The sequence below is a fragment of the Paenibacillus sp. JT22N12 genome (assembly GCF_056269365.1).
This window is the reverse complement of sequence record NZ_JBWDNU010000002.1, coordinates 273,304-297,738: the sequence shown is the minus strand read 5'-3', so window position 1 is coordinate 297,738 and position 24,435 is coordinate 273,304. Positions and strand designations below refer to the sequence as shown.

Annotated in this window: 19 protein-coding genes; 5 read left to right on the top strand and 14 right to left on the bottom strand. The window is 52.8% G+C overall.

The features are described 5' to 3' along the window. Positions 1 to 52: 52 nt before the first annotated feature. Positions 53 to 1,234: an HD domain-containing phosphohydrolase gene (locus AC0YOA_RS06985; RefSeq protein WP_475785997.1), complete on the top strand. Its 1,182-nt coding sequence runs from the start codon at positions 53 to 55 to the stop codon at positions 1,232 to 1,234. A gap of 30 nt (positions 1,235 to 1,264) precedes the next feature. Here the strand turns inward: AC0YOA_RS06985 and AC0YOA_RS06980 are convergent, their stop codons facing one another. The 5 genes from AC0YOA_RS06980 to fni all read right to left on the bottom strand — a co-directional run bounded on the left by AC0YOA_RS06980 (position 1,265) and on the right by fni (position 6,873). After that, positions 1,265 to 1,987, bottom strand: a complete 723-nt coding sequence (locus AC0YOA_RS06980; protein WP_475768938.1) for a glycerophosphodiester phosphodiesterase — start codon at positions 1,985 to 1,987, stop codon at positions 1,265 to 1,267. 5 nt (positions 1,988 to 1,992) lie between these two features. Beyond that, a complete protein-coding gene (locus AC0YOA_RS06975; protein ID WP_475785996.1) occupies positions 1,993 to 3,582 on the bottom strand; it encodes a CapA family protein in 1,590 nt (529 codons plus the stop codon). A gap of 135 nt (positions 3,583 to 3,717) precedes the next feature. Then, positions 3,718 to 4,701, bottom strand: a complete 984-nt coding sequence (locus tag AC0YOA_RS06970; RefSeq protein ID WP_475785995.1) for an MBL fold metallo-hydrolase — start codon at positions 4,699 to 4,701, stop codon at positions 3,718 to 3,720. Further along, positions 4,698 to 5,450: a class I SAM-dependent methyltransferase gene (locus tag AC0YOA_RS06965; protein WP_475785994.1), complete on the bottom strand. Its 753-nt coding sequence runs from the start codon at positions 5,448 to 5,450 to the stop codon at positions 4,698 to 4,700. Before AC0YOA_RS06965 ends, AC0YOA_RS06970 begins: the two co-directional genes overlap by 4 nt. A 343-nt stretch (positions 5,451 to 5,793) precedes the next feature. Then, positions 5,794 to 6,873, bottom strand: a complete 1,080-nt coding sequence (gene fni / locus AC0YOA_RS06960; RefSeq protein ID WP_475785993.1) for a type 2 isopentenyl-diphosphate Delta-isomerase — start codon at positions 6,871 to 6,873, stop codon at positions 5,794 to 5,796. 246 nt (positions 6,874 to 7,119) lie between these two features. On the opposite strand from fni, the gene nagB reads away from it, so the two are divergent. After that, positions 7,120 to 7,845 carry a glucosamine-6-phosphate deaminase gene (gene nagB, locus AC0YOA_RS06955; RefSeq protein WP_475785992.1) on the top strand — a complete coding sequence of 242 codons (726 nt, stop codon included), beginning with the start codon at positions 7,120 to 7,122 and terminating at the stop codon, positions 7,843 to 7,845. Further along, positions 7,845 to 9,038 (top strand): N-acetylglucosamine-6-phosphate deacetylase, encoded by a 1,194-nt coding sequence (gene nagA, locus AC0YOA_RS06950; RefSeq protein WP_475785991.1) that lies wholly within the window; start codon positions 7,845 to 7,847, stop codon positions 9,036 to 9,038. The genes nagB and nagA overlap by 1 nt, the downstream gene beginning before the upstream one ends. Before the next feature lie 69 nt (positions 9,039 to 9,107). On the opposite strand, the gene AC0YOA_RS06945 is transcribed toward nagA, so the two are convergent. The 8 genes from AC0YOA_RS06945 to citZ form a co-directional block, all read right to left on the bottom strand. Continuing rightward, positions 9,108 to 10,031 (bottom strand): NHL repeat-containing protein, encoded by a 924-nt coding sequence (locus tag AC0YOA_RS06945; protein ID WP_475785990.1) that lies wholly within the window; start codon positions 10,029 to 10,031, stop codon positions 9,108 to 9,110. A gap of 89 nt (positions 10,032 to 10,120) precedes the next feature. After that, on the bottom strand, positions 10,121 to 10,921 hold the full coding sequence (locus AC0YOA_RS06940) for a DeoR/GlpR family DNA-binding transcription regulator (RefSeq protein WP_475785989.1): 801 nt from the start codon (positions 10,919 to 10,921) through the stop codon (positions 10,121 to 10,123). Between the two features lies 1 nt (position 10,922). After that, on the bottom strand, positions 10,923 to 11,879 hold the full coding sequence (locus AC0YOA_RS06935; protein WP_475785988.1) for a sugar kinase: 957 nt from the start codon (positions 11,877 to 11,879) through the stop codon (positions 10,923 to 10,925). A gap of 23 nt (positions 11,880 to 11,902) precedes the next feature. Further along, entirely contained in the window at positions 11,903 to 12,334 is a 432-nt protein-coding gene (locus tag AC0YOA_RS06930; protein WP_210046903.1) for a hypothetical protein, read from the bottom strand. A 77-nt stretch (positions 12,335 to 12,411) separates the two neighbouring features. Then, positions 12,412 to 14,631 (bottom strand): DNA helicase RecQ, encoded by a 2,220-nt coding sequence (gene recQ, locus AC0YOA_RS06925; RefSeq protein WP_475785987.1) that lies wholly within the window; start codon positions 14,629 to 14,631, stop codon positions 12,412 to 12,414. A gap of 180 nt (positions 14,632 to 14,811) precedes the next feature. Further along, positions 14,812 to 15,753, bottom strand: a complete 942-nt coding sequence (mdh, locus tag AC0YOA_RS06920; protein ID WP_475768783.1) for a malate dehydrogenase — start codon at positions 15,751 to 15,753, stop codon at positions 14,812 to 14,814. Positions 15,754 to 16,200: 447 nt separating this feature from the next. After that, entirely contained in the window at positions 16,201 to 17,496 is a 1,296-nt protein-coding gene (gene icd / locus AC0YOA_RS06915; protein WP_475785986.1) for an NADP-dependent isocitrate dehydrogenase, read from the bottom strand. Between the two features lie 142 nt (positions 17,497 to 17,638). Further along, positions 17,639 to 18,754 carry a citrate synthase gene (gene citZ / locus AC0YOA_RS06910; RefSeq protein WP_210046899.1) on the bottom strand — a complete coding sequence of 372 codons (1,116 nt, stop codon included), beginning with the start codon at positions 18,752 to 18,754 and terminating at the stop codon, positions 17,639 to 17,641. Positions 18,755 to 19,092: 338 nt separating this feature from the next. Here citZ and AC0YOA_RS06905 point away from each other — a divergent pair, with 338 nt between their 5' ends. Further along, positions 19,093 to 20,622, top strand: coding sequence for a Ppx/GppA phosphatase family protein (locus AC0YOA_RS06905; protein ID WP_475785985.1), 1,530 nt, complete (start codon positions 19,093 to 19,095; stop codon positions 20,620 to 20,622). On the opposite strand, the gene ppk1 is transcribed toward AC0YOA_RS06905, so the two are convergent. Continuing rightward, on the bottom strand, positions 20,613 to 22,676 hold the full coding sequence (ppk1, locus tag AC0YOA_RS06900) for a polyphosphate kinase 1 (RefSeq protein ID WP_475785984.1): 2,064 nt from the start codon (positions 22,674 to 22,676) through the stop codon (positions 20,613 to 20,615). The two genes, AC0YOA_RS06905 and ppk1, sit on opposite strands and share 10 nt — an antisense overlap. A gap of 248 nt (positions 22,677 to 22,924) precedes the next feature. Between ppk1 and ytvI the strand changes: the two genes are divergently transcribed. Then, a complete protein-coding gene (gene ytvI, locus AC0YOA_RS06895) occupies positions 22,925 to 24,034 on the top strand; it encodes a sporulation integral membrane protein YtvI (protein WP_475785983.1) in 1,110 nt (369 codons plus the stop codon). Positions 24,035 to 24,435: the final 401 nt, after the last annotated feature.

Sequence of the window (24,435 nt, the reverse complement as noted above, 5' to 3'; positions counted from 1 at the left end):
GCGTAGAAATGGTCACGTTGAGTGATCCACTATTCACAAGGAGTGTCCACCTTTGAACAAAGACCCTAACGATGCGGATGCGCAGGCACGTTCAACCTCTAATGAGCGAAGCCCCGAGGAACTGCTTCGTATCATATTCGATTATACCGCAAAAATCGGCAGTGAGCGCAGCCTGAGCAGCGTCCTTCTGCTGATGGCGAACATGGGTCGTGAAATGATATTGGCCGACAGATGCACCGTATGGCTGATCGATTATGCCAATCAGGAATTATTCACCACGGTTGCGCATGGAGTGAACGAAATCCGGGTTCCCCTGGGCTCCGGAATCGTCGGACATTCCATCGCCATAGGCGAATCTCTGCTGATTGAGGATGCTTACCGCGATCCAAGACATAATGCCGAGAATGACAGGCGGACAGGGTACCGGACCCAATCGGTCATTACGGTGCCTTTTGTCGGCAATGACGGCAGTATCATCGGCGCCTATCAAGCCATCAACAAGCTTACCGCGAGCGGCGTTTTCACCGGACAAGACCTGGAGCAGCTGAAGCTGGCCGCAGCCTATGCGGGCAAATCTCTGGAATCCGTTATGCTGCAGGAAGAGATCGAGGCCACCCAGCGGGAAATTATCTATACGATGGGCCAGATCGGCGAGAGCCGCTCCAAGGAAACCGGCTATCATGTCAAACGAGTATCTGAATATTCCTATGTCTTGGCTCTTGCTTGCGGGTTGTCTGTGGAAGAAGCGGAGCAGCTCAAGATCGTGTCGCCCATGCACGATATCGGGAAAGTCGCCATCCCCGACGCCATTTTGCAAAAGCCGGGCAAGCTCACCGCAGAAGAATACGAGTTGATGAAGCGGCATACCGACATCGGCTACCAGCTGCTCAAAGCCTCAGGCCGCCAGCTGCTCAAAACGGCTGCCATCATCGCTTATGAGCATCATGAGAAATGGGACGGCTCCGGCTATCCAAGAGGCATCAGCGGCGAGGCTATTCATCTGTACGGACGCATTACCGCCATTGCCGATGTATTCGACGCTCTGGGCAGCAAGCGGGTCTATAAGAGCGCTTGGGAGCTCGGCCGCATTCTTGAGCTGATCCGGGAAGAAAGCGGACGCCATTTTGACCCGCAGCTTGTCCGGATCTTCATGGATCAGCTGCCCAAGCTGCTGGAAATACGCGAGCGGTACCGCGATGAGCATGATCAAACCAATGAAACCGGCCACCTGTAGGTGAGCCGGTTTCATTGGTTACAGCTGCTCTTACAATAATTCGGCGAAACGGTCCGGGTAATTCGTGCAGATCATCAGCTCGGGATCAATGGCAGCCAGACGCTTCATGGCTGACACATCGTTGACGGTCCAGGCCATCACGGTTATTCCCTTGCTGCGCATCTCTTTCATCAGCTCCGGCGTTACCCGTTTATAGCCGATGGAGAGAAAGGAAGCTCCCAGGGCACGCAGATCACCCGCCAGGGAAGGCGGAGCAACCTCCGTGATCAGCCCTGTCCGCACCTCGGCGGTCAGTTCTCTTACCGTCCGCAGCGCCTGCTGGTCGAAGGAAGTGATGACCGTGTCAAACTGCAGTTCCTTCTCATAAAGCAGTTCCACGACACGGCGCTCCATTCCCGGATAGCGGCCGCCGTGGGTCTTCAGCTCAATATTCAATCTGCATCTGCCTACCGTCGCATCCAGAACCTCCTCCAGCAGCGGCACCCGTTCTCCGGCGAAGGATTTGGAGAACCATTTCCCCGCATCCATGCGCGACAGCTGAGTGGTCGTAAAATCCCCCACCGGACCGGCGCCGCTTGTTGTCCGGTTCAAAGTAGAATCATGAATAACAATCGGCGTTCCTCCCCGTGACAGCTGGACATCAAGCTCAATCCACTGTATGAAAGGAAAAGACATCGCTTTTTGGAACGCAGCCATTGTATTTTCCGGCGCAAGGCCGGAAGCTCCCCGATGGGCTACACATGGATTAAGCAAAGCACTCACTTGGCGCTCACATACCCTTCTGAATTAATTGAGGCATTCAAGGAAATACCCGACAGACGTTTAAGCAGGGCTTGCGCCTCTTCTCCCTCAAGCGGCGTTGGCTGGGAAGCGACGGCACGCATGGGATTGAACTTGAGGGTGCAGTCTCCGCTGCCGGTGCAGACTGCGTTCAGCACACCGGTGTCCTTGGTTTTATCCGTCGTTGTCATATTGAAAATATAATTGCCCAAGCTGTAGGAAATCCATTTGCCTTTGTAGGTCTCGAAGCCCTGCAGAACATGAGGATGACTGCCGATCACCAGATCCGCACCGGCATCAATATACGTATGGGCCAGTAGCTTCTGGTCCGCGTTGGGATTATCCGAACGCTCAATTCCCCAGTGAACCATAACAACAACCAGATCCGCATTTTTTTTCGCTTCCTGAATCGCTTTTACACCGCGTGTGGAGTCATAGGTTTCCGCAAGGCCCGCGTGATCGCTTGTCGCTTTCCAGGATGCCTCCGGAACAACTCTGGTCAGACCGATATAAGCTACGCTGATTCCGCCGGCTTCCAGATAGACCGGCGCATAGGCTTCCGTCTCGTTATTCCCTGCGCCGATATTCGGCATCCCGGCTTCCTCCAGATGGCCGATGGTGTCAAGCAAACCTTCTTTCCCTTGGTCAAGCGTATGATTGTTGGCCAGGTTTACCAGATCGAATCCCGCCTCCTTCAATGCCGGTAGCGATTTCGGGGACCCTTTGAACACGTACTGCTTATCTTCAGCCGGAACTCCGCGCGTCGTGATGGGGGTTTCGAGATTGCCCGCCATCAGATCAGGCTCCGTCAGGAAAGACAGCGACTTGGCATACGGATAATCGTAGCCGCTGCTCTGCATCAGCTTATCCACTGAGCCGGCAAGCAAAATATCGCCTACAAAACCAAGCGTGATTGTACGCCCCTCATCCGCGCTTCCTCCTCCAGATTGGTCCGGAGCATCGTTTCCGGTAGACGAACCCGTTCCTGACGGATTCTGGGAGCCGCTTCCCGTTGATGAATCCGTACCGGATGGACCGGATGATCCGCTTCCCATTGACGAATCCGTACCGGATGGACCGGAAGATCCGCTTCCCATTGACGAATCCGTACCGGATGAACCGGAGGATCCGCTTCCTGCTGACGAACCTTCGTCAGCTTGACCGGGAGAACCGTTACCGGTTGATGAACCTGCCGGTTTTCCCGCTGGCGGATCCGCAGGCGGTTCTTCAACAGCCCCGGAAGGGGTAGTGCCGGAGCCTGCCGATTCTGTTCCACCGGATGAACCGGCAGCAGCATCAGAGCCCACGGCTGAATCGCCGCTTGATGCAGAATTATCGCTTCCTGCACCGGCCGCAGCTTCATCCGGGTCAGCAGAGCCGCTCCTGCCGTTTCCGGCGTCATTCTCCTTCCCGGGAGTCTCTGTATTCTGATTCGTCGGCTCCTTGCCCCCACTGCCGGAAGCGCCTTCAAGCCTGGGTTGTTTACCATGGTTGACCATGAGATACACGCCGATAATGATGCCGATCGCAACCAGCATCGACAGATTGAGCAGCAAGAGCCTTCGCATTCGCCGGGTTTTTCGTTTTTTAATGTGCTGGTGTGATTCTGAACGGGATATATGCATACAAAAATAAGCTCCTTTGGGCAAATGAATGGGATAAATCCAAGTATACGCCGGGCTGGTTAATTGCGGCTTCTGCCGTCAGGAAGTGAAAATGATCATCCCATTGTGACTTCTGCTGTGGATTTGTCCCCGATTCTCCAAATGAAACAAATGGGCAAGCGTCTCAGACATCGCAAAACGCAAATTATGCGTATTTCCCGAGATTCGTGCGCCGAACAGCCTTTGGCACATATCGTAACCACTGCAGGGTTCTGCTTCCAGGAGGCTCGAGATCTGCGTCAATCTCCGCTCATGGTGAAGCAGCAATTCGGCAGCACGGTCATCGAAGCGGGTAAACGGATCCCGGTGGCCCGGAAAAGCCAGCTCCACCTCATAGCTCCGCAGATGGACAAGACTGTCCAGAAACTGCTGCAGGGGATCTCCGTCTTCCCCGGGCACTACGCTCACATTGGGCGTAATATCCGGGAGCACCTGATCGCCGCAAAACATCCGCCGCTCTGCGGAATCATATAGACACAGCTGGCCTCGTGCATGTCCCGGCGCATCGATGGCAAGCCAGCTCCTGCTTCCCATCTGGAGCATATCTCCAGCAGAAATATAAGTAATTTCCGGCTGTGGGGATACCCTCTCGCGGAAAGCCGCCAGATGGGGAGCAATATCGTTCAATACCTCTGCGGGCATCCCGTGACGGGCATATAGATCTGTCAGTTCCAACGAGAATGAATCATCATTTCCCCAAAGTCGCACCGCATAAGCATGGGATTGTTCCGACATCAGCACGGTAGCCGCTGTACGCTGTTGAAACCAGCCTGCCAGCCCGTAATGGTCGGGATGCTGATGAGTCAGCATAATGGTGTGGATCTGTTCATACGCGATCTCATGAGCTTTCAGAGCCGCATTCCATGCCAGGACGGCATCCGGTGTATGCAGGCCCGGGTCGATTAACGTATATCCTTGCTGTCCAGGCACTAGATAGCTGTTCACCCATTTTAGAGAGAACGGCAGCGGCACCTTGACCTGAATGATGCCTTCAGGCCAGACCGCAGTTGCTGCTTGGGTCAAGAGGACACCCTCCCTGTCATAATCATCCGCGGAGATTCCATTTTATCATATGTATTTCCCTCATAATCGCCGTATACGCGCCCCATGGCCAATCCTGCCTCCGCAAGTGCATGCTCAAACCATTCCAAAGACAATAGACAGACGCGCTCTTCATATATGCGAGCAGCTTTACTGACGGATTCGGGTTGGATGGTAATTTGCTTCCTGACACAATTATTCATAATCTTCCTGACTTCATCGATCAGCAGTCCCGTTGGCCCGTCTACACGCCGGGAATGGGGAACAAGATGTTTTCTGACATAATCCGGGTTAAGAAAATCAATGAGAAACTGGCCATTCTCCGTCAGAACCCTGCGAATTTCCTTCAACACCCGATGGTTGTCAGCTTCATCTTCAAAGTAGCCAAAGGAAGTAAATAAATTGACTGTCGCCCGGAAACTGCCATCCTGTATGGGGAGACGGCGCATATCGCCGTGGATAAGTGCTTCAATTTGCCCTTCCTTATCATGCTCTCGCGCTTGCTCCAGCAGTACTTCTGAGAGATCGACACCGGTCACGCAGTAACCCAGACTCGCAAGCGCCAGAGAATGTCTGCCCGTTCCGCAGCCAATATCCAGAATTTTCGCAGCCCCGGGAAGCGACAGCCAGCTGCTCATACGTTCAACTTCTCTGACGGCCTGTTCCCAATTACGATGACGGTACACAATCATATAATCAGAACCGAAGCTCTTTTCATACCAAGCAGTCATTCCTCATTCCTCCCCATCGATGCGATAACCCGCAAGAAGAGCCGGCTGCCGCCGTTCTTTGTCGGCTAAGCCAAGTTCCTCCCTCTGAAATATAAGCAAAGTATGAGCCAATTTTACACTTCATTTATCTTATGAATGCACCCTGATGAGACTTTCGTCAAGCTGCTTTTAGGCAATATTGTATCCACTCTTCTTCGTGGCAGCAACTGCATCCATTAGATTAATACCAGGCTGACGGGAAATCATAACAGAGAAAGAATAGACCTTTATCCGGCAATATGGGCCCAGCCCGCTGCACCTGCCCTGGTCAGCGCATGACTGCAGATGAGGGATTTACTCAAATTCAGGCCAGCTTTACGAGACGGTCCGTTGTCCGCAAAAACTGAAGCGAAGACGCCCCTATCCCAAACATCGCGGCGCGAAGCTCGAACTCGATCCGCTCCAATTGATGATAGACCGCCTCCGGCTTAAGGATTGAGGATTCGGAGCCTGCAGCTCCAGCCAGAAGCGTACGGCCGAATCCGGCCAAATCTGCGCCAAGCGCAATTGCTTTGGCCGCGTCCACGCCTGTATGCAATCCACCACTGGCGATAAGGCAGGTATGGGGGAGACGCTCTCGGACTTCACGCACGCATTCAGCGGTAGGAATCCCCCAATCGGCAAAAGCGGCCGCTGCGTCTGCCCGCAGCGGATCGCGAACGCGATATTTTTCCACTTGGCTCCATGAGGTTCCGCCCGCTCCGGCAACGTCAATAAACGATACCCCGACATCAACCAATGCCCGGGCTGTATCAACGTCTATTCCCCAACCGACCTCTTTGACACCGACGGGAACGCCAATCTGCCTGCACACCTCGCCAATCCTGCCGAGCAGACCGCGGAAATCCGTATCTCCTTCAGGTTGAAATACCTCCTGCAGGCTGTTAAGATGCAGCACCAAAGCGCTGGCCTCCGCCAGTTCAACCGCTTGCCGGCATTGGTCGATGCCGTATCCGTAATTCAGCTGCACGGCGCCGAGGTTCGCAATAAGCGGGATGCTCGGCGCTTTCCGTCTGACACGAAACGTCTCGACAAGCTGCCCGTTCTCAATGGCAGCCCGCATGGACCCAAGTCCCATGGCCCACCCTCTGGCTTCAGCCGCCTCGGCGAGACGCAAATTAATCTGTCCGGCTTCACCGGTTCCTCCGGTCATGGAGCTGATCAGCAGAGGCACCTGCAGCTTCGTTCCCATAAATTCAGCGCTTAAATCCACATCCTGGAACGACAATTCCGGCAGCGCGCAGTGGCGCAGACGATACCGGGCAAAGCCAGCATCAATTCCAATACTCTGTACATCCTCCTCCAGACAAATACGGATATGCTCACCCTTGCGCCTAGCCGTCTGCTCATGACATTCTGTACCGCTATTGATATGCTCTGTCATACCCATTGCTCCTTAGCCGATCCATTCTATACGTCCATCATCACATAGGATCTGCCCTTTGATCAAGTTCAGAACCTTTACGAAGGCAAAATTAAGCTCGTTTATTAATAATTGATTAAATATTTCATTTTAATGATTTTTTTATTCATTTTCATTGTTAAATCAAGCGTGTTATTTTACAATAAGAAGAGACGATTTTCTATCATCGCCGCATTCATAAATTTCAGACAAACGGAGGCTATTCCATTGAATATTACTCAATTCAACAGTAAAGAAGAGCTTGATCAGCATGCAGCAGAGCTGTTCGCCGCTCTGCTCGCTCATAATCCGCAGGCTACGCTCGGCCTTGCCACAGGCTCGACACCAACAGGAATTTATGAAAAAATGATAAAGATGCATCAGGCCAGGCGGCTTTCCTTCAATGAAGCGGCAACCTTTAATCTGGATGAATACGTGGGTCTGCCTCCCGAGCATGATCAGAGCTACGCTTATTATATGAACAAGTATTTGTTCAATCACGTAGATGTTCGGCGTGAGCATATTCATTTGCTTGATGGAATGGCCGATGATCTGGCAGCGGAATGCTCGCGCTACGATCAGCTTCTGGCGGCCAAGCCAATCGATATCCAGCTGCTCGGTCTTGGCCACAACGGGCACATCGGCTTTAACGAGCCGGATCATTCTCTCCAGGGCGGTACTCATATCGTGGAGCTGAAGGCCGAGACGCGCGAAGCCAATGCAAGATTTTTCGAATCGGTGGACCAGGTCCCGGCCAAGGCGGTTACAATGGGCATCGGCTCCATCCTGAAGGCGGATACGATTCTATTGGTCGTCAAGGGCGCAGACAAGGCGGAAATTGTCAAAGAAGCTTTAACCGGACCGATTACGACGGAATGTCCGGCATCATTGCTGCAGACGCATGCGAAGGTAATTGTCCTACTTGACCGTGAAGCGGGGAGGCTGCTTGATTAATGACATCTGTCCATGCAAAATGGCGAATAGACCATGTAAGGATCGTGCTTGAAAATCGAATCTTGGAGGGCAGCGTCGTTGTGGAGGACGGTATTATTACCGCGATATACGAAACGAATGACGCTGAATCGCAAGCCGCTCATTCTGACGGGGAATTTCTGATCATCGATGGCGCTGGGGGCATGCTGCTTCCCGGATTTGTCGATGTTCATGTTCATGGCGGATTCGGGGCTGACTTCATGGAAGCGGATGCCACTGCCTATGATACAATTGCCCGCTTCCATGCATCCAAGGGTACGACCACGATGCTCGCCACCACCGTTACCGCATCATACGACGCAATTGCGGAAGTGCTCAGAGCCGCTTCCGCTTATATCAAAGACGGCGGCATGCCCTATGCGGCGCTTGCAGGCGTACATCTCGAAGGTCCGTTCATCAGTGAACTGTGGCCGGGTGCGCAAAATCCCTCCTACATCTCGCCTCCGCGCCTGGACTGGCTGCAGGAATGGCAAACCGCTTATCCGGGTCTGATTAAACAGCTTACTCTTGCCCCCGAGAAAGCAGGAGCTGTTGAGCTTGTCTCCTGGCTGGCTGAGCAGGGAATCGTGGCGGCATGCGGACATACGGATGCTTATTATGCCGATATCGTTAAGGCTGCCGATGCAGGGCTCACCCAGGCCGTTCATACCTTCAATGCCATGCGGGCTCTGCACCACCGCGAGCCGGGGACGGTCGGAGCCGTTCTGACCGATCCCCGTATCTACGCCGAGGTCATTGCCGATGGGCACCATGTCCATCCTGCAGCGATACGGCTGCTGACCCAATCCAAAGCCGCCGACAAGGTTATTCTTATCACGGATGCCATGTCCGCTGCCGGTCTGGGCGATGGCAGCTACGACCTTGGCGGCTTGGCCGTCGACGTTCATGACGGCGTCGCCAGGCTCCAAGAGGGAGGCAACCTCGCGGGCAGCACGCTGACGATGATCGATGCTTTCCGTTACATGGTAGAGAATACTCCGCTTGCCATCCCTCAGATCAGCCGGATGGCAAGCGCCAATCCCGCAGCCCAGCTCGGATTGCAGGAGCGTATTGGACTTATTGCGGTTGGCAGACAGGCGGACCTCGTCTGGACGGATGAATCCTTCAAGACCGTACATGGCACATGGGTCGGCGGCAGGCGGGTATTTCAATAATTTCAAGAAAAAGCAGGTATCCGCTTGAATGGCGAATACCTGCTTTTCTTTGTTTTTCGTTTGTCTGGCTCAACCGCGTTTGCGGACCAGCTTCGTTACACGTCCATGAACGGTCCACTCGGCAACGTAAACGTTACCTTCAGCATCCACACAAACACCATGAGGCGAGCTGAATTTGTCTGCTTCGAATAAATTCAAATCGATATTAGGCCAGCCTTCCCGTTTGGAGGCATTCTCATCATCGCCCAAATGGGTGATCAAACGATCATTTTTGTCGAAGATGGTAACCCGGCTTTGCAGATCCGGAAAATAAATTTCATCGCCATAATAATAAAAGCTGCACGGCATTTTCATATCGTCGGTAATAAAACGCTTGTGCTGGCCGTCCAGAGTGAACACTTGAATCCGGTTGTTGCCGCGGTCCGCCACGTACAGCTCCGGCTCCTCGCCGCGCAGATCGACGGATATGCCATGCGGGCAATTCACTTGTCCGGTCTCGCTTCCTTTTCCGCCCCATGAACGGATCAACTGACCTTCGCTGTCGTATTGATGGATCCAGCTTTGCCCGTACCCGTCAACCACATAGATATCGCCGTTTGGCCCCACAGCAACGTCAGTCGGCACAAATTTGCGATCCTCATCGTAAATGTCCGGCAAATCAGGTGTTCCGATGGTCAGAATTTCTTTTCCGTCCAACGTTGTTTTGACCACGATCCGGCGGGAAGTGTCCGTCAGGTACAGATACTGGCCATCACTCTCCTGATGCAAATAAAAGCCGTGGGCGCCGCCAACGAACTGCTCTCCCCAGCTGCGCAAAAAATTCCCTTCCTTATCGAACACGATTACCGGATTGTTCCCCGTGTGGAAGACCAGTACATTCTCATCGGCGTCCACGACGATACCATGGGTATAACCAAATTCAACTCCCTCCGGAAGCTTCGCCCAGCCTTCGGCAACTTCATAAACATGTGTTCCAGATCCCATCTCAGCCATTATATTCACTCCTTTTAGTTTTCTTCGTAAATGCTCAACCTATGAATTCCATGGCGGCAAGGCTTATCCTGCTTACCGGCAAGAAATAATTATTGCTGGTCCGGCTCCTCGCGATGCTCCGTGACAAAAACTTGAATGCCATGGGCATTTGCCACGGACGAAAGCTGCTGCGGCAGCGGCATATCGGTAATAAAGCCCTGAAGCACCGACAGCGGGGCAATCGAGAACAGCGAGGTCCTTCCTATCTTGGTATGGTCAAACATCGCATATGTCGCTTGCGAACGGCTTATCATCGCTTTGGCCATATGGGCTTCCTGCTCGGAATAGGTTGTGATCCCGCCCGTGGAGGACACGCCGTCCACTCCGAGGAACATTTTGCCCAGATTAAGCTGTTCCAGCATGCCTTCCCCCAGCGGTCCGCACAGCTCGAAGCTGTTGTGGCGCATCAGGCCCCCGGTTACGACCACCTGGATATCGCTTCCTGCAAGCTCCATCGCCACATTCACGGTATTCGTTACGACGGTAATCCCCCGGCGTGTTTTGAGCAGCTTGGCCAGATAATAATTGGTCGTGCCGCCTGAGAGCCCGACCACGTCCCCTTCATTAATCAGCTCCGCCGCAGCTGCTGCGATCCGTTCCTTCTCCAGAAACGACAGCCCCTCCTTCTCGGCAAAAGGGAGCTCTCTCACAGCATTCATGCCGTCGTACATAGCGCCGCCGATCGTACGGATGACCGGCTCCGCCTTCTCCATCAGCTCAAGGTCGCGGCGCGCCGTCGCTTCCGAAATGTGAAAGCGGTCCACAACCTCCTGAATGGTAATCCGGCCCTGCCGCTTAAGCACATTCATTATTTGTTCTCGTCTGCGTTGTCCTTTTGAACCATCAGCCATTTCAGCGTTCCACCCAGGCCTTATCCGATAATCGCTGATCGACGGACGCCCAGTCGGGAAGCGCTTCCCAATCGCCGCGCATTTGAACGACAAGCGACCCGCTTATACTGCCCAGACGCACGGCCTCCACCGGGTTCATTCCCTTCAGAAGGCCTGTCAGAAACCCCGAGCAAAAGCCGTCTCCCGCCCCGACGGTATCCACAACTTTATCCGCTTTGTAGAAGGGCACTACCTGGGATTCCCCATTTTCGATCACGATGGTTGTGTCGTCCACGCCCTTGACAATACACACCGCGTTCAACTGCTTCAGCTTCGTTTTCACTTCATCCAGATTGTCCGTTTCGTAGAGAAGCTTAAGCTCGTCCCAGCCAGGCAGAAAATAATCGGCCTGCTCCGCCAGCGGGAGCACAACACGCCGGGCTTCTTCAATCGTCCACAGCTTGAGGCGCAGGTTGGGGTCAAAGCTCACCTTCACTCCCGCCTTCTTCGCTGCGGCAACCGCCGCAAATACCGTTTCACGGGCGCTCTCGCTGATCGCAAGCGTAATGCCCGTCACATGAAGGATCCTGCAGCCGGCTATGTAATCCAGATTCAGATGCTCGGGCCGCATCTTGCTTGCCGCCGAATGCTTCCGGTAATAATGAACCGCGAGCTTCCCTGCGACCGTTTCCCGGAACATTAATCCGGTCTGTTCGCCTGGCGTCAGCCTGGCCTCGGAAACGTCGACGCCTTCTCCTCGCAGCTGCTTGAATATTGCACGACCGAACGGGTCTTCTCCCAATGCGCCAAACCAGCCGACTGAGCAGCCCAGTCTGGCCGCTCCGATCGCCACGTTGCTTTCGGCACCGCCGAAGCCCTGCTCAAGGGCAGCGGCTCCTTCAAGACCGCGATGCTCCTGCGGCATGAACAGCGCCATTGTTTCGCCGAAGGTTAATAAATCCGGTACTTCATTGGTCAAGCGTATCGCCCCCCAGTGTTGGATTACATATCTTTATAAATCGGGAATTTCATGAAATAGATAATGACCAGATAAACCAGCAAAATGATGATGCTGAGCGTACGCGCTTTGCCAATGTTTGACGTTGCGCTTTGCCCTGCCTGGATGGATGCGACAATCTGTTTAAGCGGCTTCGTCACAATTCCGCCAATTGCTGCAATAGCGAGGAATAAGACGATAACCAGAATCATCCAAACAACCTCATAATCCCCCTGCGAAATCAAATATCCGCCTGTCAACAGCTGCAAGACGAGAAAATATTGCGCGATTCGGTTCGCAGACACCAGACCTTCCGCAAGTCCGGCTTGTCCGGCACCATTGAGCTTCGTAGCGCGTCCGATCAAGAATGGAAGCACGATATAAAAACCCATGCCTGCAGCGCCGATCACATGCAGAAAAACCATTACATTCAACATTTCTTTTCCTCCTGCCACTCATATACAATCCCATCAAGTATACTAGAAGAATCGCCCAAATTCAAAAGAGAAATGGCCTATTTTCCGCCATGCGACAAACTGAGCTTCATCATGACCGCTTTAATGGCAAAATAATCGATTTCATCCGGCAGCGCTTCCTTGATCGGCTTCAGCTTCTCCGCTCCCAGCCGCATAATCGTCTCTGCAATGAGCGCTTCATGCTCTGTGGGGATAAAACCATCCCACTCGATCGTTTCACCTTCCTCGGCGCAGCGCAGCAAATGGTTCTCGATCGTAATTCTGCCCATATCGCGCAGAGCAGCGATTTCAGTAATGGAGCGCCCTTCCCGCAGCAGCGCCAATGATTGCATATGGCTGCTCAGGCCCACATCCGTGACGGATATCGCCGCTCTGCCTCGCCCGCCGGTCGAAGCGACAGGTCCTGCCTTTCCTCTCTCTTCTTCATCCGTCTTCATAACCGGGGAAAATGAGTCCATTTGCTGTGGGCTGCTGCCCAACTTAAAGCTTCTGACAATGGCAATGACATCGCTGCCGTATTTTCCGGCTTTTGCCGCCCCCACCCCTTTGACAGTGAGCAGCTGCTCGGTCGTAACAGGCTGCCTGTCGGCAATTTCACGCAGTGCAGCATCGAAGAACAGCATAAACGGCGGTACATGCTCGCGCGCCGCCGTCTCCTTGCGCCAATCGCGAAGCGCCTCGAACAAGGGAGTGTTCTCCGTCTGGCTTGCGCTTGAAGCTGTTCTGCGCTTCGCAGCCGTGCTGCGCCGCCTGAACACGGTTTTCTTTCCCTCCAGCACGGGCAGAGCCTCTGCCGTCAGGGATACCGTAGGAAATTCTCCCTCACTTATGCGCATATAGCCTTCCGCCACCAGCCAGTAGAGCCAGTCGGAAATGTCCTTCTCCACCCAATCGCGCAGCAGCGCGTACGTGGACAGACGGTCCAGACCGAATTCGAGAATACGCTTCTCGCGGGAGCCCTTGAGCACCTTGGCCGCGAGCGCGATGCCGAACCGGCCTTTCAGCCTGCCCACGCAGGACAAGGCCTTCCTTGCATCCTCCGTCATGTCCAGCTTCTCGCTCTGATCCAGACAATTGCTGCACTTGCCGCACTCGGGAACATCGGCTTCGCCAAAATAGCTGACGATAAACTGCAGCAGGCATTTCTCCGTACGGCTGTAATGCATCATCGTGTACAGCTTGTTTAATTGAATCCGCTGTCTGTCCGGATCGGTTGTGCTCCGCTCGATCAGGAAGCGCTGGACCTGAACGTCCTGCGGCTCGAACAGCAGCACGCATTCGCTCTCCTCCCCGTCGCGCCCCGCACGGCCCGCCTCCTGATAATAGGACTCCACATCGCTTGGCATCTGCCAATGGATGACATAACGGACATTCGGCTTATCGATGCCCATGCCGAATGCGTTGGTTGCGACCATAACCCGTGCTTCGTCGAAACGGAATTTCTCCTGCGCTTCAGCCCGCTCATCATCGCCGAGTCCTCCATGATATTTGCCCGCCGATACGCCCAGCCTGCTCAAGTCGGCACAAACTTCTTCGGCTTCCTTCCGGGTAGCCGTGTAGATAATGCCCGATTGATCCGGCCGCTGCGCCACATAATCACGCAGAAATTTCCGTCTGTCTGTCCCGGTCACAACCGACAAGCTCAGATTGGTCCGGGCAAAACCGGTCACAAACACATTGGGCCGACGAAGTCCGAGCATGGCCGAGATATCGTCTGACACCTCGGGAGTGGCTGTTGCCGTAAAAGCCGCAACCGGCGGCCGGTTCTCCAGCCTCCCGATCCAGCCAGCCAGCTGTCGGTAGCTCGGCCGGAAATCATGTCCCCACTGCGAAACGCAGTGAGCCTCATCGATGGCTATAAGGGGGATGTGCAGCTGGCTGGCTAGTGATTCGAACATTGTCCCATCCAGACGCTCCGGCGCAACGTAGAGCAGCTTGTAGACGCCCTGAGCGGTCTTTCTCACGACCTCCCGATAAGTCGCTGCATCCAGAGAGCTGTTCAAGTAGGCAGCGGATACACCCAGGCGGCCAAGCGCGTCGACCTGATCCTTCATCAGCGAAATCAGCGGCGATACGACAATCGTTGTGCCTGGCAGCAGAATCGCCGGCAGTTGATAGCAGACCGACTTTCCTCCGCCTGTAGGCAGAATCGCCAGCGTATCCTTGCCTTCCAGCAGACCTTCGATTATATCCTGCTGTCCTTTGCGAAAGCTGTCAAAGCCATATACCTCTTTAAGCATCCGCTGTGCTTGCTCCATCCTGATTCCTCCTTCCCAACTAAAAAGATGGCCTCGCCGCCTCTTGGGCGGCAGCGGTCATTTCTTCCCTCAAACTTTTATAGAAGTGAAACTAATACCTGCTATCAGGTTAAAAAAATGAAGACCCTGACAACAATCAGTCAGGGTCTCATGTCCTTCATGAGTACAACGGCTTTGGAATTAACTGTTAACGACAGAGATGACGTTGCGAACCGAAACGGCGGATTTCTCCAGAGCGGCTTTCTCATCCCCGGTCAGATCCAGTACAAAAATCTTCTCGATTCCATCGCCGCCCAGCACGACTGGAACGCCCATGAACAGGTTGTCATAGCCATATTCGCCTTCCAGCAAAGCGATTACTGGCGTAATCCGCTTTTTATCCTTCAGAATCGCTTCAGTCATTTGGACCAGCGATGCTGCAGGCGCGTAATAAGCGCTGCCGTTGCCAAGCAGGTTGACAATTTCGCCGCCCCCAACGCGTGTGCGCTGTACAATGGCTTCGATACGGTCAGCCGGAATCAGCTTCTCGATTGGAATGCCGCCCACATTGGAGTAACGAACGAGCGGAACCATGTCATCGCCATGGCCGCCAAGCACGAAGCCGCGGACGTCTTCAACCGATACATTCAGCTCTTGGGCGATAAATGTGCAGTAACGGGCTGTATCCAGTACGCCGGACTGACCGATTACGCGGTTTTTAGGGAATCCAAGCGCATTGTAAGCCACATAAGTCATGGCATCAACAGGGTTGGAGAGAATAATAACATAAGCGTTCGGGCTGGTTGCTTTGATGTTCTCGCATACCGATTTCACAATGCCGGCATTGGTGTTGACCAGATCGTCACGGCTCATGCCCGGTTTGCGGGCGATCCCTGCAGTGATAATCACAACATCGGAATTTTGTGTATCGGCATAATCGGAAGTACCGATGATGTTGGCGTCGCTGCCTTGTACGGGCGTGGACTCCATCATATCAAGCGCTTTTCCCTTAGTTGGGTTTTCCAGCTGCGGGATGTCAACAAGAACAACATCGCCCAGTTCTTTCTGTGCAAGCATAAAAGCCGTCGTAGCCCCGGTAAAGCCTGCTCCAACAACGGTGATTTTTTTCCGTTTAATCGCCATTATCCATTGCCTCCCAAAAATTTCTTCGCTATTGTTTCTCAGCTCTTCGCCTTTATCCCATCGCTCTCGGTCCTTGTCTCTCCGCACTCGGTCCTTGTCTCTTTCGCACTTGATCTTTGTCTCTTTCGCACTTGATCCTGTCTCTTCGCACTAGGTCCTTGTGCTGTTGCTTCTCAGACCTTCTTCCATCGCCCTTGACCTAAGTCGCCCCAAGCGACCCCTCGAACGAACACTAAAAATGCGTGCCATGAACTGCATCGGCCGATGAGGTTCATGGCACAAGCATTCCTCGCTCAAACACCCCAGCGCCTGTCCGGCACCCACGTTACTCAACGGGTGTCCAGAGGGCAAGCCCTCGGGGTCCCCCTTCCAGGGGGATTTAGGGGGTCATCCCCCTGGATACGGGGCCAATCCAATCAAAACTATTTTAAAAATTAACCGGGTAATCTATACCAGGTTCTTGATGATCTCATCAGCAAACGCCGAGCATTTAACTTCAGTCGCGCCTTCCATCAGACGGGCAAAGTCATAAGTAACAGTTTTATTGTTAATCGACGTTTCCAACCCTTTGTAGATCATATCAGCCGCTTCCAGCCAGCCAAGATGCTCCAGCATCATAACGCCGGACAAAATAACTGAACCCGGGTTTACAACATCAAGATCCGCATATTTTGGAGCCGTACCATGAGTCGCTTCGAAGATAGCGTGTCCAGTCAGGTAGTTGATGTTCGCGCCTGGTGCGATCCCGATACCGCCAACTTGTGCAGCAAGCGCATCGGACAGATAGTCGCCGTTGAGGTTAAGCGTAGCAATGACATCAAAGTCAGTCGGACGAGTCAGTACTTGTTGTAGGGCGATATCAGCGATTGCGTCTTTCACAATCAGCTTGCCTGCAGCTTCCGCGTCCTTCTGTGCTTTGTTCGCAGCATCCGTGCCTTCTGCTTCTTTAATGCGGTCGTATTGACCCCATGTGAATGTTTTGTCGCCGTATTCCTGCTCGGCCACTTCATAACCCCAGTTTTTGAAGGCACCTTCGGTGAACTTCATGATGTTTCCTTTGTGTACCAGGGTCAGCGTTTTACGGCCGTGTTTCAGCGCGTACTCGATAGCTGCACGGGCAAGTCGCTTGGAGCCTTCAGCCGAAACCGGCTTGATGCCGATACCGGAGGTTTCCGGGAAGCGGATTTTGTTAACGCCCATTTCTTTTTGCAGAAACTCAATGACTTTCTTCACTTCGGCCGAACCTTCTTGATATTCGATACCTGCATAGATATCTTCTGTATTCTCACGGAAAATAACCATGTTAACCAGTTCAGGACGTTTGACCGGTGAAGGCACGCCGTCAAAATAACGTACAGGACGCAGGCAAACATACAGATCAAGCTCCTGGCGAAGCGCCACGTTCAGGGAACGGATACCGCCGCCGATAGGCGTAGTCAATGGACCTTTGATAGCAACCATATATTCACGGATAGCCGTAAGCGTATCTTCCGGCAGCCATTCTCCATAGTTATTGAATGCTTTCTCGCCGGCAAACACTTCGTACCAGGCGATTTTTTTCTCGCCGTTATAGGCTTTCTCAACAGCTGCGTCAAGCACGCGCTTGGATGCCTTCCAGATATCGCGGCCTGTTCCGTCGCCTTCGATGAAAGGAATAATCGGGTTGTTTGGAACCTGCAGTACGCCATTGTCAATCGTAATTTTTGCGCCTTCGGTCGGAAGATCGTATTGTTTAAGCTGCATGAATAAATTACCTCCTGAATGTTTGTTGGATATGAAGTTTACATAACACGACGGGAGCTCGCTGCATGGCCACTATTATATGGCCATGCGCTGGCACCCCGTCACTCTTAAGCGGATTATGATAGCCGCCGGCAGCGGATTTCTACTGACGCTGTGCAATCGGCGTCACTTTTTGATCAACCGGACCGACGTACTCGGCACGCGGTCGGATAAGACGGTTATTCTCATACTGCTCAAGAATATGCGCGGTCCATCCGGATACACGGCTGATCGCGAAGATCGGCGTGAACAGGTCCCGAGGGATTTTGAGCGATGTGTAAACAGAGGCGGAATAGAAATCAACATTAGGCTTGAGGCCTTTTTGACCCGTCACGATCTCTTCAATCTTGATGGACATTTCATACAAATCCATATTGCCTGTCAGCTTGCCAAGCTCGCGCGACATTTTTTGCAGATGCTTCGCGCGCGGATCGCCGTTCTTGTAGACGCGGTGGCCGAATCCCATGATTTTCTCTTTATTGGCGAGTTTCTGGTTGATCACGGCCTCTACATTAGCAGGCGTGCCGATTTCTTCCAGCATCACCATGACCGCTTCGTTCGCCCCTCCGTGCAATGGACCCTTCAAAGCGCCGATAGCGGAAGTAACGCCCGAATAGATGTCCGACAAGGTGGCAACCGTAACACGGGCGGCAAATGTGGATGCATTCAGCTCGTGGTCGGCGTGAAGCACAAGTGCCTGATCCAGCGCCTTAACCGCTACCTCGTCCGGCTCTTGTCCTGTAAGCATGTATAGGAAATTGTGGGCAATCGATACGCCCGTTTTAGGAGCGACCGGCTCTTTGCCTTCACGAATACGGGCAAATGCAGCGACAACAGTTGGAAGCTGAGCCTGCAGTTTAACCGCTTTATGGATATTCGCTTCTTGTGACATGTCATTGGCGGATTCATCATACAATGCCAGACTGGAAATCGCCGTCCGTAGGCTGGCCATTGAATTAGCTTCCTTAGGATAAAGCTTGAGCTGATCTAGCACACCTGCCGGAATGGGCGCGTATTCTCCGAGCTGCTTTAACAACTCGTCCAGTTCCGGCTTCGTCGGCAATTTTCCATACCATAGCAGATAGGCCACTTCTTCAAAAGAAGCGTTAACCGCCAGGTCATCGATGTCTATACCGCGATAAGTCAATACGCCATCAATAATCGAGCTGATGGATGACGTAGTAGCGACGATCCCCTCTAGGCCTTTGGTTGCTGTCATTTTTTTCTCTCCTTTAACCTTGGTTTAATGATTCGCAAAATACCAAAAAATGGTTTCGATATCCGTATCGTCAAGTTAATCATATCGGATTTTGACGGGGAAGTGAACATAAACCGATATAAAAATGCTTTATCAGCGCCATCAAAAAAATTTTATACTTATTTGCCGCGTAATGCAACGATCATGCCCCTTGTGGCAAAATTGACATTTGAATTCCCGAAAACACCCCTTTGTGTAAAGCCCGGCAAATGTTAAACTATAGAGATGATTCGGGCACAACTATGCAAAGCATCAGACATAGCGGCAGGTACATAATTCTTGAAACCGGAGGCTCAATTATGACGGAACAACGCATCGGCATCATAGATTTGGGCTCCAATTCCATCCGGCTTGTCGTATACGAGCGGACGGCAGGAGGAGCTCACCGGGTTATTGACGGCAGCAAGCGGTCGGCGCGGCTCAGCGAACAAATCGATGAGAATGGCGCACTGCCGGATCATGCTACGGATGAGCTGGTCGATACGATCAACCATTTCCGCCTGATTTGCGCGCATCACCGCACCGGCCACATCCGCGCGGTCGCAACAGCAGCTATCCGCAATGCGGCCAATCGCGAGCACATCCTCTTTCGCCTCGAGGCCGAGACCGGTCTGCCCGTTGAAATCATCACTGGCGTGCAGGAAGCCAGCTACGGCTTTCTCGGGATGATCAATTCCATGAATATCAATGACGGTTTTCTCATTGATATCGGGGGCGGCAGTACGGAAGTCTCCTTATTCAAGGACCGCACGCTGATGCAGGCAGTTTCTTTCCCCTTCGGCTGCGTCAGCCTGACCAAGCGATTTACTCAAGGCGGACAGCTGCCGGACGACAGGCTGCAGGCTCTTGAGCATTTCATCGAGAAGGAAGTGCGCAGCGAGTCCTGGATCAGACATTCTCCTGGTCTTCCGCTTGTCGGCATAGGAGGCACCGTACGGGCTTTGGGCAAAGTGCATCAGGCGGTTACCCGCTACCCGTTCGAGAGCTTTCACAACTACTCCATGACCGATGAATCCACTGAGGATCTGTTCCATCTGCTTCGCGGGCAGCCGCTGGATAAACGCAACAAAATACCGGGCTTGTCGAAGGACCGCGTTGACATAATTGTACCAGGCATCACTATTTTGCGTACGCTTTACAAGGTCATGGAGGCTTCCCATTATATAGTTTGCGGCTCCGGCTTGCGCGATGGATTGTTCTTCTCCACCCGCTTTCCAGAGCGCCCGAAGCTTGACAATGTACTCAGCTACAGTGTGAACAATCTCGCCGCTTTGCATCCGGAGGCGCCCAGGCAGCACATGGCGCAGGTAAACCGGACGGCCCTGCAGCTCTTTGATGCTATGCAGAGCAGACATTCGTTCCCGGAGCAGGCCCGCTCATGGCTGGATACAGCCTCCACTCTTTACAGAATCGGGGCAAGTATCGACTATTATGAGTATAACAAGCATACCTTTTATCTGATGGTTAATTCTCATATCAATGGCTTATCCCACCGGGAAACGCTGCTTTGCGCAGCCATTGCCTCCTACAAAAGCCGTAACCGCGTGCGGCAGCAGGCAGCTGTCTATAAACCGTTGGTCTCTGATGAGGATATCGCAATCATCAGCATGCTTGGTTCTCTCCTGCAGCTGGCCATTGCGCTGGACCGCAGCGAAACCCAGGCTATTGGCCGGCTTGCAATTGAACAAGCAGACGGCAAGCTCCATCTGCGGGCGGTTATGGCAGAGGGCTCCCTCATCGTCGAACGCAAGGAAGTTGATGCGCTGGCGGTTGATTTTAGAAAGCTGTGGGGCTGCTATCCCGTTCTTTACCCGCCCGATTACCGGTAGGTTTTCCATTTCTTAATATTTATCGCTTTGAACTGGCTCCGCATTGGCGGCAATTCATTGTTGACACGGGCATAAGAACCGTTAGGCAGCAGCTCACGGGCCTTCATGTTGTCGTTCAGGTTGAGCTGTAGAATATTGAACAGATTCCGGCGTAAACGGGCATCAAATACCGGGCACATGAGCTCAATGCGGCGCGTCAGATTACGGGTCATCCAATCGGCGCTGGACAAATAAATCTCTTCTTCACCGCCGTTATGGAAATAAACAATGCGGGAATGTTCGAGAAACCGGTCTACGATGCTGATCACCCTGATGTTCTCGCTCAGACCCGGCACACCTGGACGAAGGCAGCACACGCCCCGTACAATTAATTCTATTTTTACCCCCGCCTGGGAAGCCTCATACAGTTTATCAATCATTTCCTGATTGGATAAGCTGTTCATCTTGGCAATAATTCTGGCAGGCTTGCCGGCAGCGGCATGCCCCTTCTCTCTCTCAATCAGGGTGAACAGCTTCTGCTTGAGATCTGTGGGAGCAACGCCGAAGGCCTTCCACTCGTATGGCGAAGAATAACCGGTCACCTCGTTGAAAAGCGCCGATGCGTCTGCTCCGATTACCGGATGGGAAGTGAATAAACCGATATCGGTATACAATCTTGCTGTGTTTCCGTTATAGTTGCCTGTTCCCACATGGACATATCTTCGCAGCATCTGCTGCTCCCTGCGGACGACCAGCGTGATCTTGGCATGTGTTTTCAAACCGACAAGACCATACACGACATGACAGCCCGCTTTTTCCAGCTGACGCGCCCAGGCGATATTCCGCTCCTCGTCAAACCGCGCTTTCAGCTCAACCACCACCGTTACCTGCTTGCCTGCTTCCGCGGCCGCGGCTAAAGCTTGTACGAGAATTGATTGCCCGCTTACCCGGTACAAGGTCATCTTGATAGCCAGCACATCCGGATCCTGCGCGGCTTCCGTCACAAAATCATCCACCGCTTCAAACGATTCATACGGGTGGTAAAGCAGAACATCCTCCTGGCGCAGCACGGAAAAGATATTGTCCGTTTCTTCGAATTCCTGCGGATAAAGGGGCTCAATCTTCTCAAACCGCATTGATTCGTAGCCGGGAAGCGAGCTTGCGAATTTCATCAAAAAGCTTAAATCAAGCGGACCATCGATCTCGATGATATTATCGCCCTGTTCAAGCTCCTCTTTCAGCATTTGCAGCGCATAGGGATGCATGCCCTTGCCGAATTCAAGGCGAACCGGAAGACCCCAGCGGCGGCGGCGTATTTCCTTTTCAATCTCTTCCAGCAAATCTTCCGCCCCTTCTTCATTGAGGGTCAAATCCGCATTTCGGGTCAACCGGAATGGATGGACGGCGATGGTTTTGTATCCGTAGAACAGCGTGCTGATATGCCTTTCAATCAGCTCTTCCAGAAAAACAAATTCCTTTTTCTTGCTGTTCGTTCTGCAGGGAACCGGCACAAGCCGCTGTAAAATGGAAGGAACCTGGATAATGGCAAAGAATGGCTCTTCCTCAGGCGGCATTTCCTCTTGTCCCAGCAATACGGCCAAATAAAGCTCTCTTGTATGTAAAAGCGGGAAAGGCCTGCTCTGATCCACCGCCATTGGCGTCAGCACCGGAAACACAATTTCATGAAAATATTCATCCACGGCATGCAGCTGCATGGCGCTCAGCTCGTCCATCGTCCGGAACGTAATTCCTTCTTTATTCAGTCCCCGGAGGACCTCGCGATAGGCTTTGTATTGATCGGTCACCATCTGCGAGGCACGCCGCATCAGTCGTTTCCACAATCCATCGGGCGTATAGCCGGTAAAATCCTTCTTGGTATAGCCGGCCTTGATCTGGTCCTGGATCCCAGCCACGCGAACACTCATAAATTCATCCAGATTGCTGGACATAATAGCGAGAAATTTTGCCCGCTCCAGCAATGGATTGTTGGAATCCTGAGCCTCCTCCAGAACGCGGCGGTTAAACTCAATCCAGCTCAGATCACGATTAACATACGGGGACATTGACTTGTTCATTGCAAGACTCCTCCTGTAGAAAAAGCACGGTTAACCCCATTATGTGGGAGTTCTATTACGTTCATGTTAAGGGATTGTTAATGACACGTAAAGTGAAGGCATTTTTTTACGTTTTTTTGGTAAACCTTCCATCCCAATGCTACAATATTCAAAAGGGTTGCCGGTCCACCCATATGGAGCGTGAATTTCACCTGTGAGAAAATGAACCGGCTTCGCACGTTTTTTGATTCACAAAGGGAGGAACGTCCATGGATCGTGCGCTAGGAAGGCGGATTGGCCGCGGACTGTTTGTGGTCATCGGAATTTTTTTACTTATCCTTGTCATAATTTATGTAACTCCGCTTGTTTATCCTTTCATTATCGGCTGGCTCCTTGCTTTTGCCATTAATCCGCTTGTTAATATGATGCACCGAAAACTGAAAATTCCCCGCTGGATTGGCGTCACCTTGTCGCTTTTTATCGTGGTGCTGGCCCTGGTAACGATCGTATCCGCGCTTGTTACGCGCATTGTTGTGGAAATCATTCATCTATCGAAATCACTGGACAGCACGATCGAATGGTGGCGCAATGAATTTGAACGCGTCGTGGCCTCAACGGAAATTCAGGATTTGATCGAAAAGCTGAATGCCTTCTACCAGAACAATCCTAATTATCAGGAGACCATCAACTCCCGCATATCCGATACCGCCAATCTGCTCGCCAAAACCAGCTCCACCATTATCAGCACAATCCTCAACAGTATTGTGAACCTTATTTCGTCGCTTCCCAATGTGGCGACAATCACGGTTGTCGTGCTTCTCGCGGCTTTTTTTATTGGAAAAGACTGGTACCGTCATGTGGGCAAAATGTCCGGCTGGATTCCCGATGACATCCGCAAAACGACCTCTGTTGTCTGGAACGATCTGATCCGGGCCCTCTTCGGCTATCTGCGCGCCCAATTTATTATGATTTCCATTACTGCTGTCGTCGTTACCCTTGGCCTGCTTATTCTGAGAGTCGACTATGCCATTACCATTGGCATCCTGATTGGAATCGTCGATTTGCTTCCCTATCTTGGCGTTGGAGCAGCCATGGTGCCATGGATCGCCTACACGTTTATCTATGGCGATATTTCTCTCGGTATCGGACTATCGGTGCTTTATGGCGTCATCCTCGTGGTCCGTTCATCCGTCGAGCCCAAAGTGCTGGCAAAAAGCGTCGGACTCGATCCGCTTCCCACGCTTATTGCCATGTTCGTTGGTCTTAAGCTGTTCGGCATCGCGGGCTTGATCGCCGGTCCCGTGTCTCTTGTTATTCTGTCCACGATTCATCGTGCTAATGTTTTTCGGGATTTGTACAGGTTTGTTATGAGAAGGTAGTGCCCTCCCTAAATCCCTCCGGAGGAGGGACCCCAAGGGCCGCGGGCCCTCTGGACACCCGGATTGAATAACGTTGGAGCTGCACAGAAACGCTCTGTAGTTACTGCCTGCTCCCTCCCTAAATCCCTCCGGAGGAGGGACTCCAAGGGCCGCCGGCCCTCTGGACACCCGGATTGAATAAACGTTGGAGCTGCACAGAAACGCTCTGTAGTTACTGCCTGCTTGGATCGTTTTCGTCCCTTACGGGACACACTTGCCAGTTGGCGCACCCGGGGTGGTGCCTGGTGGACTTCGTCCCTTAGTAACGTGAGAGTAACAGAGTCTACCTTCAGGTGACTGCTTGCTGGAGGTTTACTCCCTCCCTAAATCCCTCCGGAGGAGGGACTCCAAGGGCCGCCGGC

Bases quoted from the DNA above. Each gene is read 5' to 3' on its own strand.
- AC0YOA_RS06975 (WP_475785996.1), bottom strand. From the start codon at position 3,582: ATGCGAAGGCTCTTGCTGCTCAATCTGTCGATGCTGGTTGCGATCGGC.
- AC0YOA_RS06965 (WP_475785994.1), bottom strand. From the start codon at position 5,450: ATGACTGCTTGGTATGAAAAGAGCTTCGGTTCTGATTATATGATTGTG.
- fni (WP_475785993.1), bottom strand. From the start codon at position 6,873: ATGACAGAGCATATCAATAGCGGTACAGAATGTCATGAGCAGACGGCT.
- nagA (WP_475785991.1), top strand. From the start codon at position 7,845: ATGACATCTGTCCATGCAAAATGGCGAATAGACCATGTAAGGATCGTG.
- AC0YOA_RS06945 (WP_475785990.1), bottom strand. From the start codon at position 10,031: ATGGCTGAGATGGGATCTGGAACACATGTTTATGAAGTTGCCGAAGGC.
- AC0YOA_RS06940 (WP_475785989.1), bottom strand. From the start codon at position 10,921: ATGGCTGATGGTTCAAAAGGACAACGCAGACGAGAACAAATAATGAAT.
- AC0YOA_RS06930 (WP_210046903.1), bottom strand. From the start codon at position 12,334: ATGTTGAATGTAATGGTTTTTCTGCATGTGATCGGCGCTGCAGGCATG.
- recQ (WP_475785987.1), bottom strand. From the start codon at position 14,631: ATGGAGCAAGCACAGCGGATGCTTAAAGAGGTATATGGCTTTGACAGC.
- mdh (WP_475768783.1), bottom strand. From the start codon at position 15,753: ATGGCGATTAAACGGAAAAAAATCACCGTTGTTGGAGCAGGCTTTACC.
- icd (WP_475785986.1), bottom strand. From the start codon at position 17,496: ATGCAGCTTAAACAATACGATCTTCCGACCGAAGGCGCAAAAATTACG.
- citZ (WP_210046899.1), bottom strand. From the start codon at position 18,754: ATGACAGCAACCAAAGGCCTAGAGGGGATCGTCGCTACTACGTCATCC.
- AC0YOA_RS06905 (WP_475785985.1), top strand. From the start codon at position 19,093: ATGACGGAACAACGCATCGGCATCATAGATTTGGGCTCCAATTCCATC.
- ppk1 (WP_475785984.1), bottom strand. From the start codon at position 22,676: ATGAACAAGTCAATGTCCCCGTATGTTAATCGTGATCTGAGCTGGATT.
- ytvI (WP_475785983.1), top strand. From the start codon at position 22,925: ATGGATCGTGCGCTAGGAAGGCGGATTGGCCGCGGACTGTTTGTGGTC.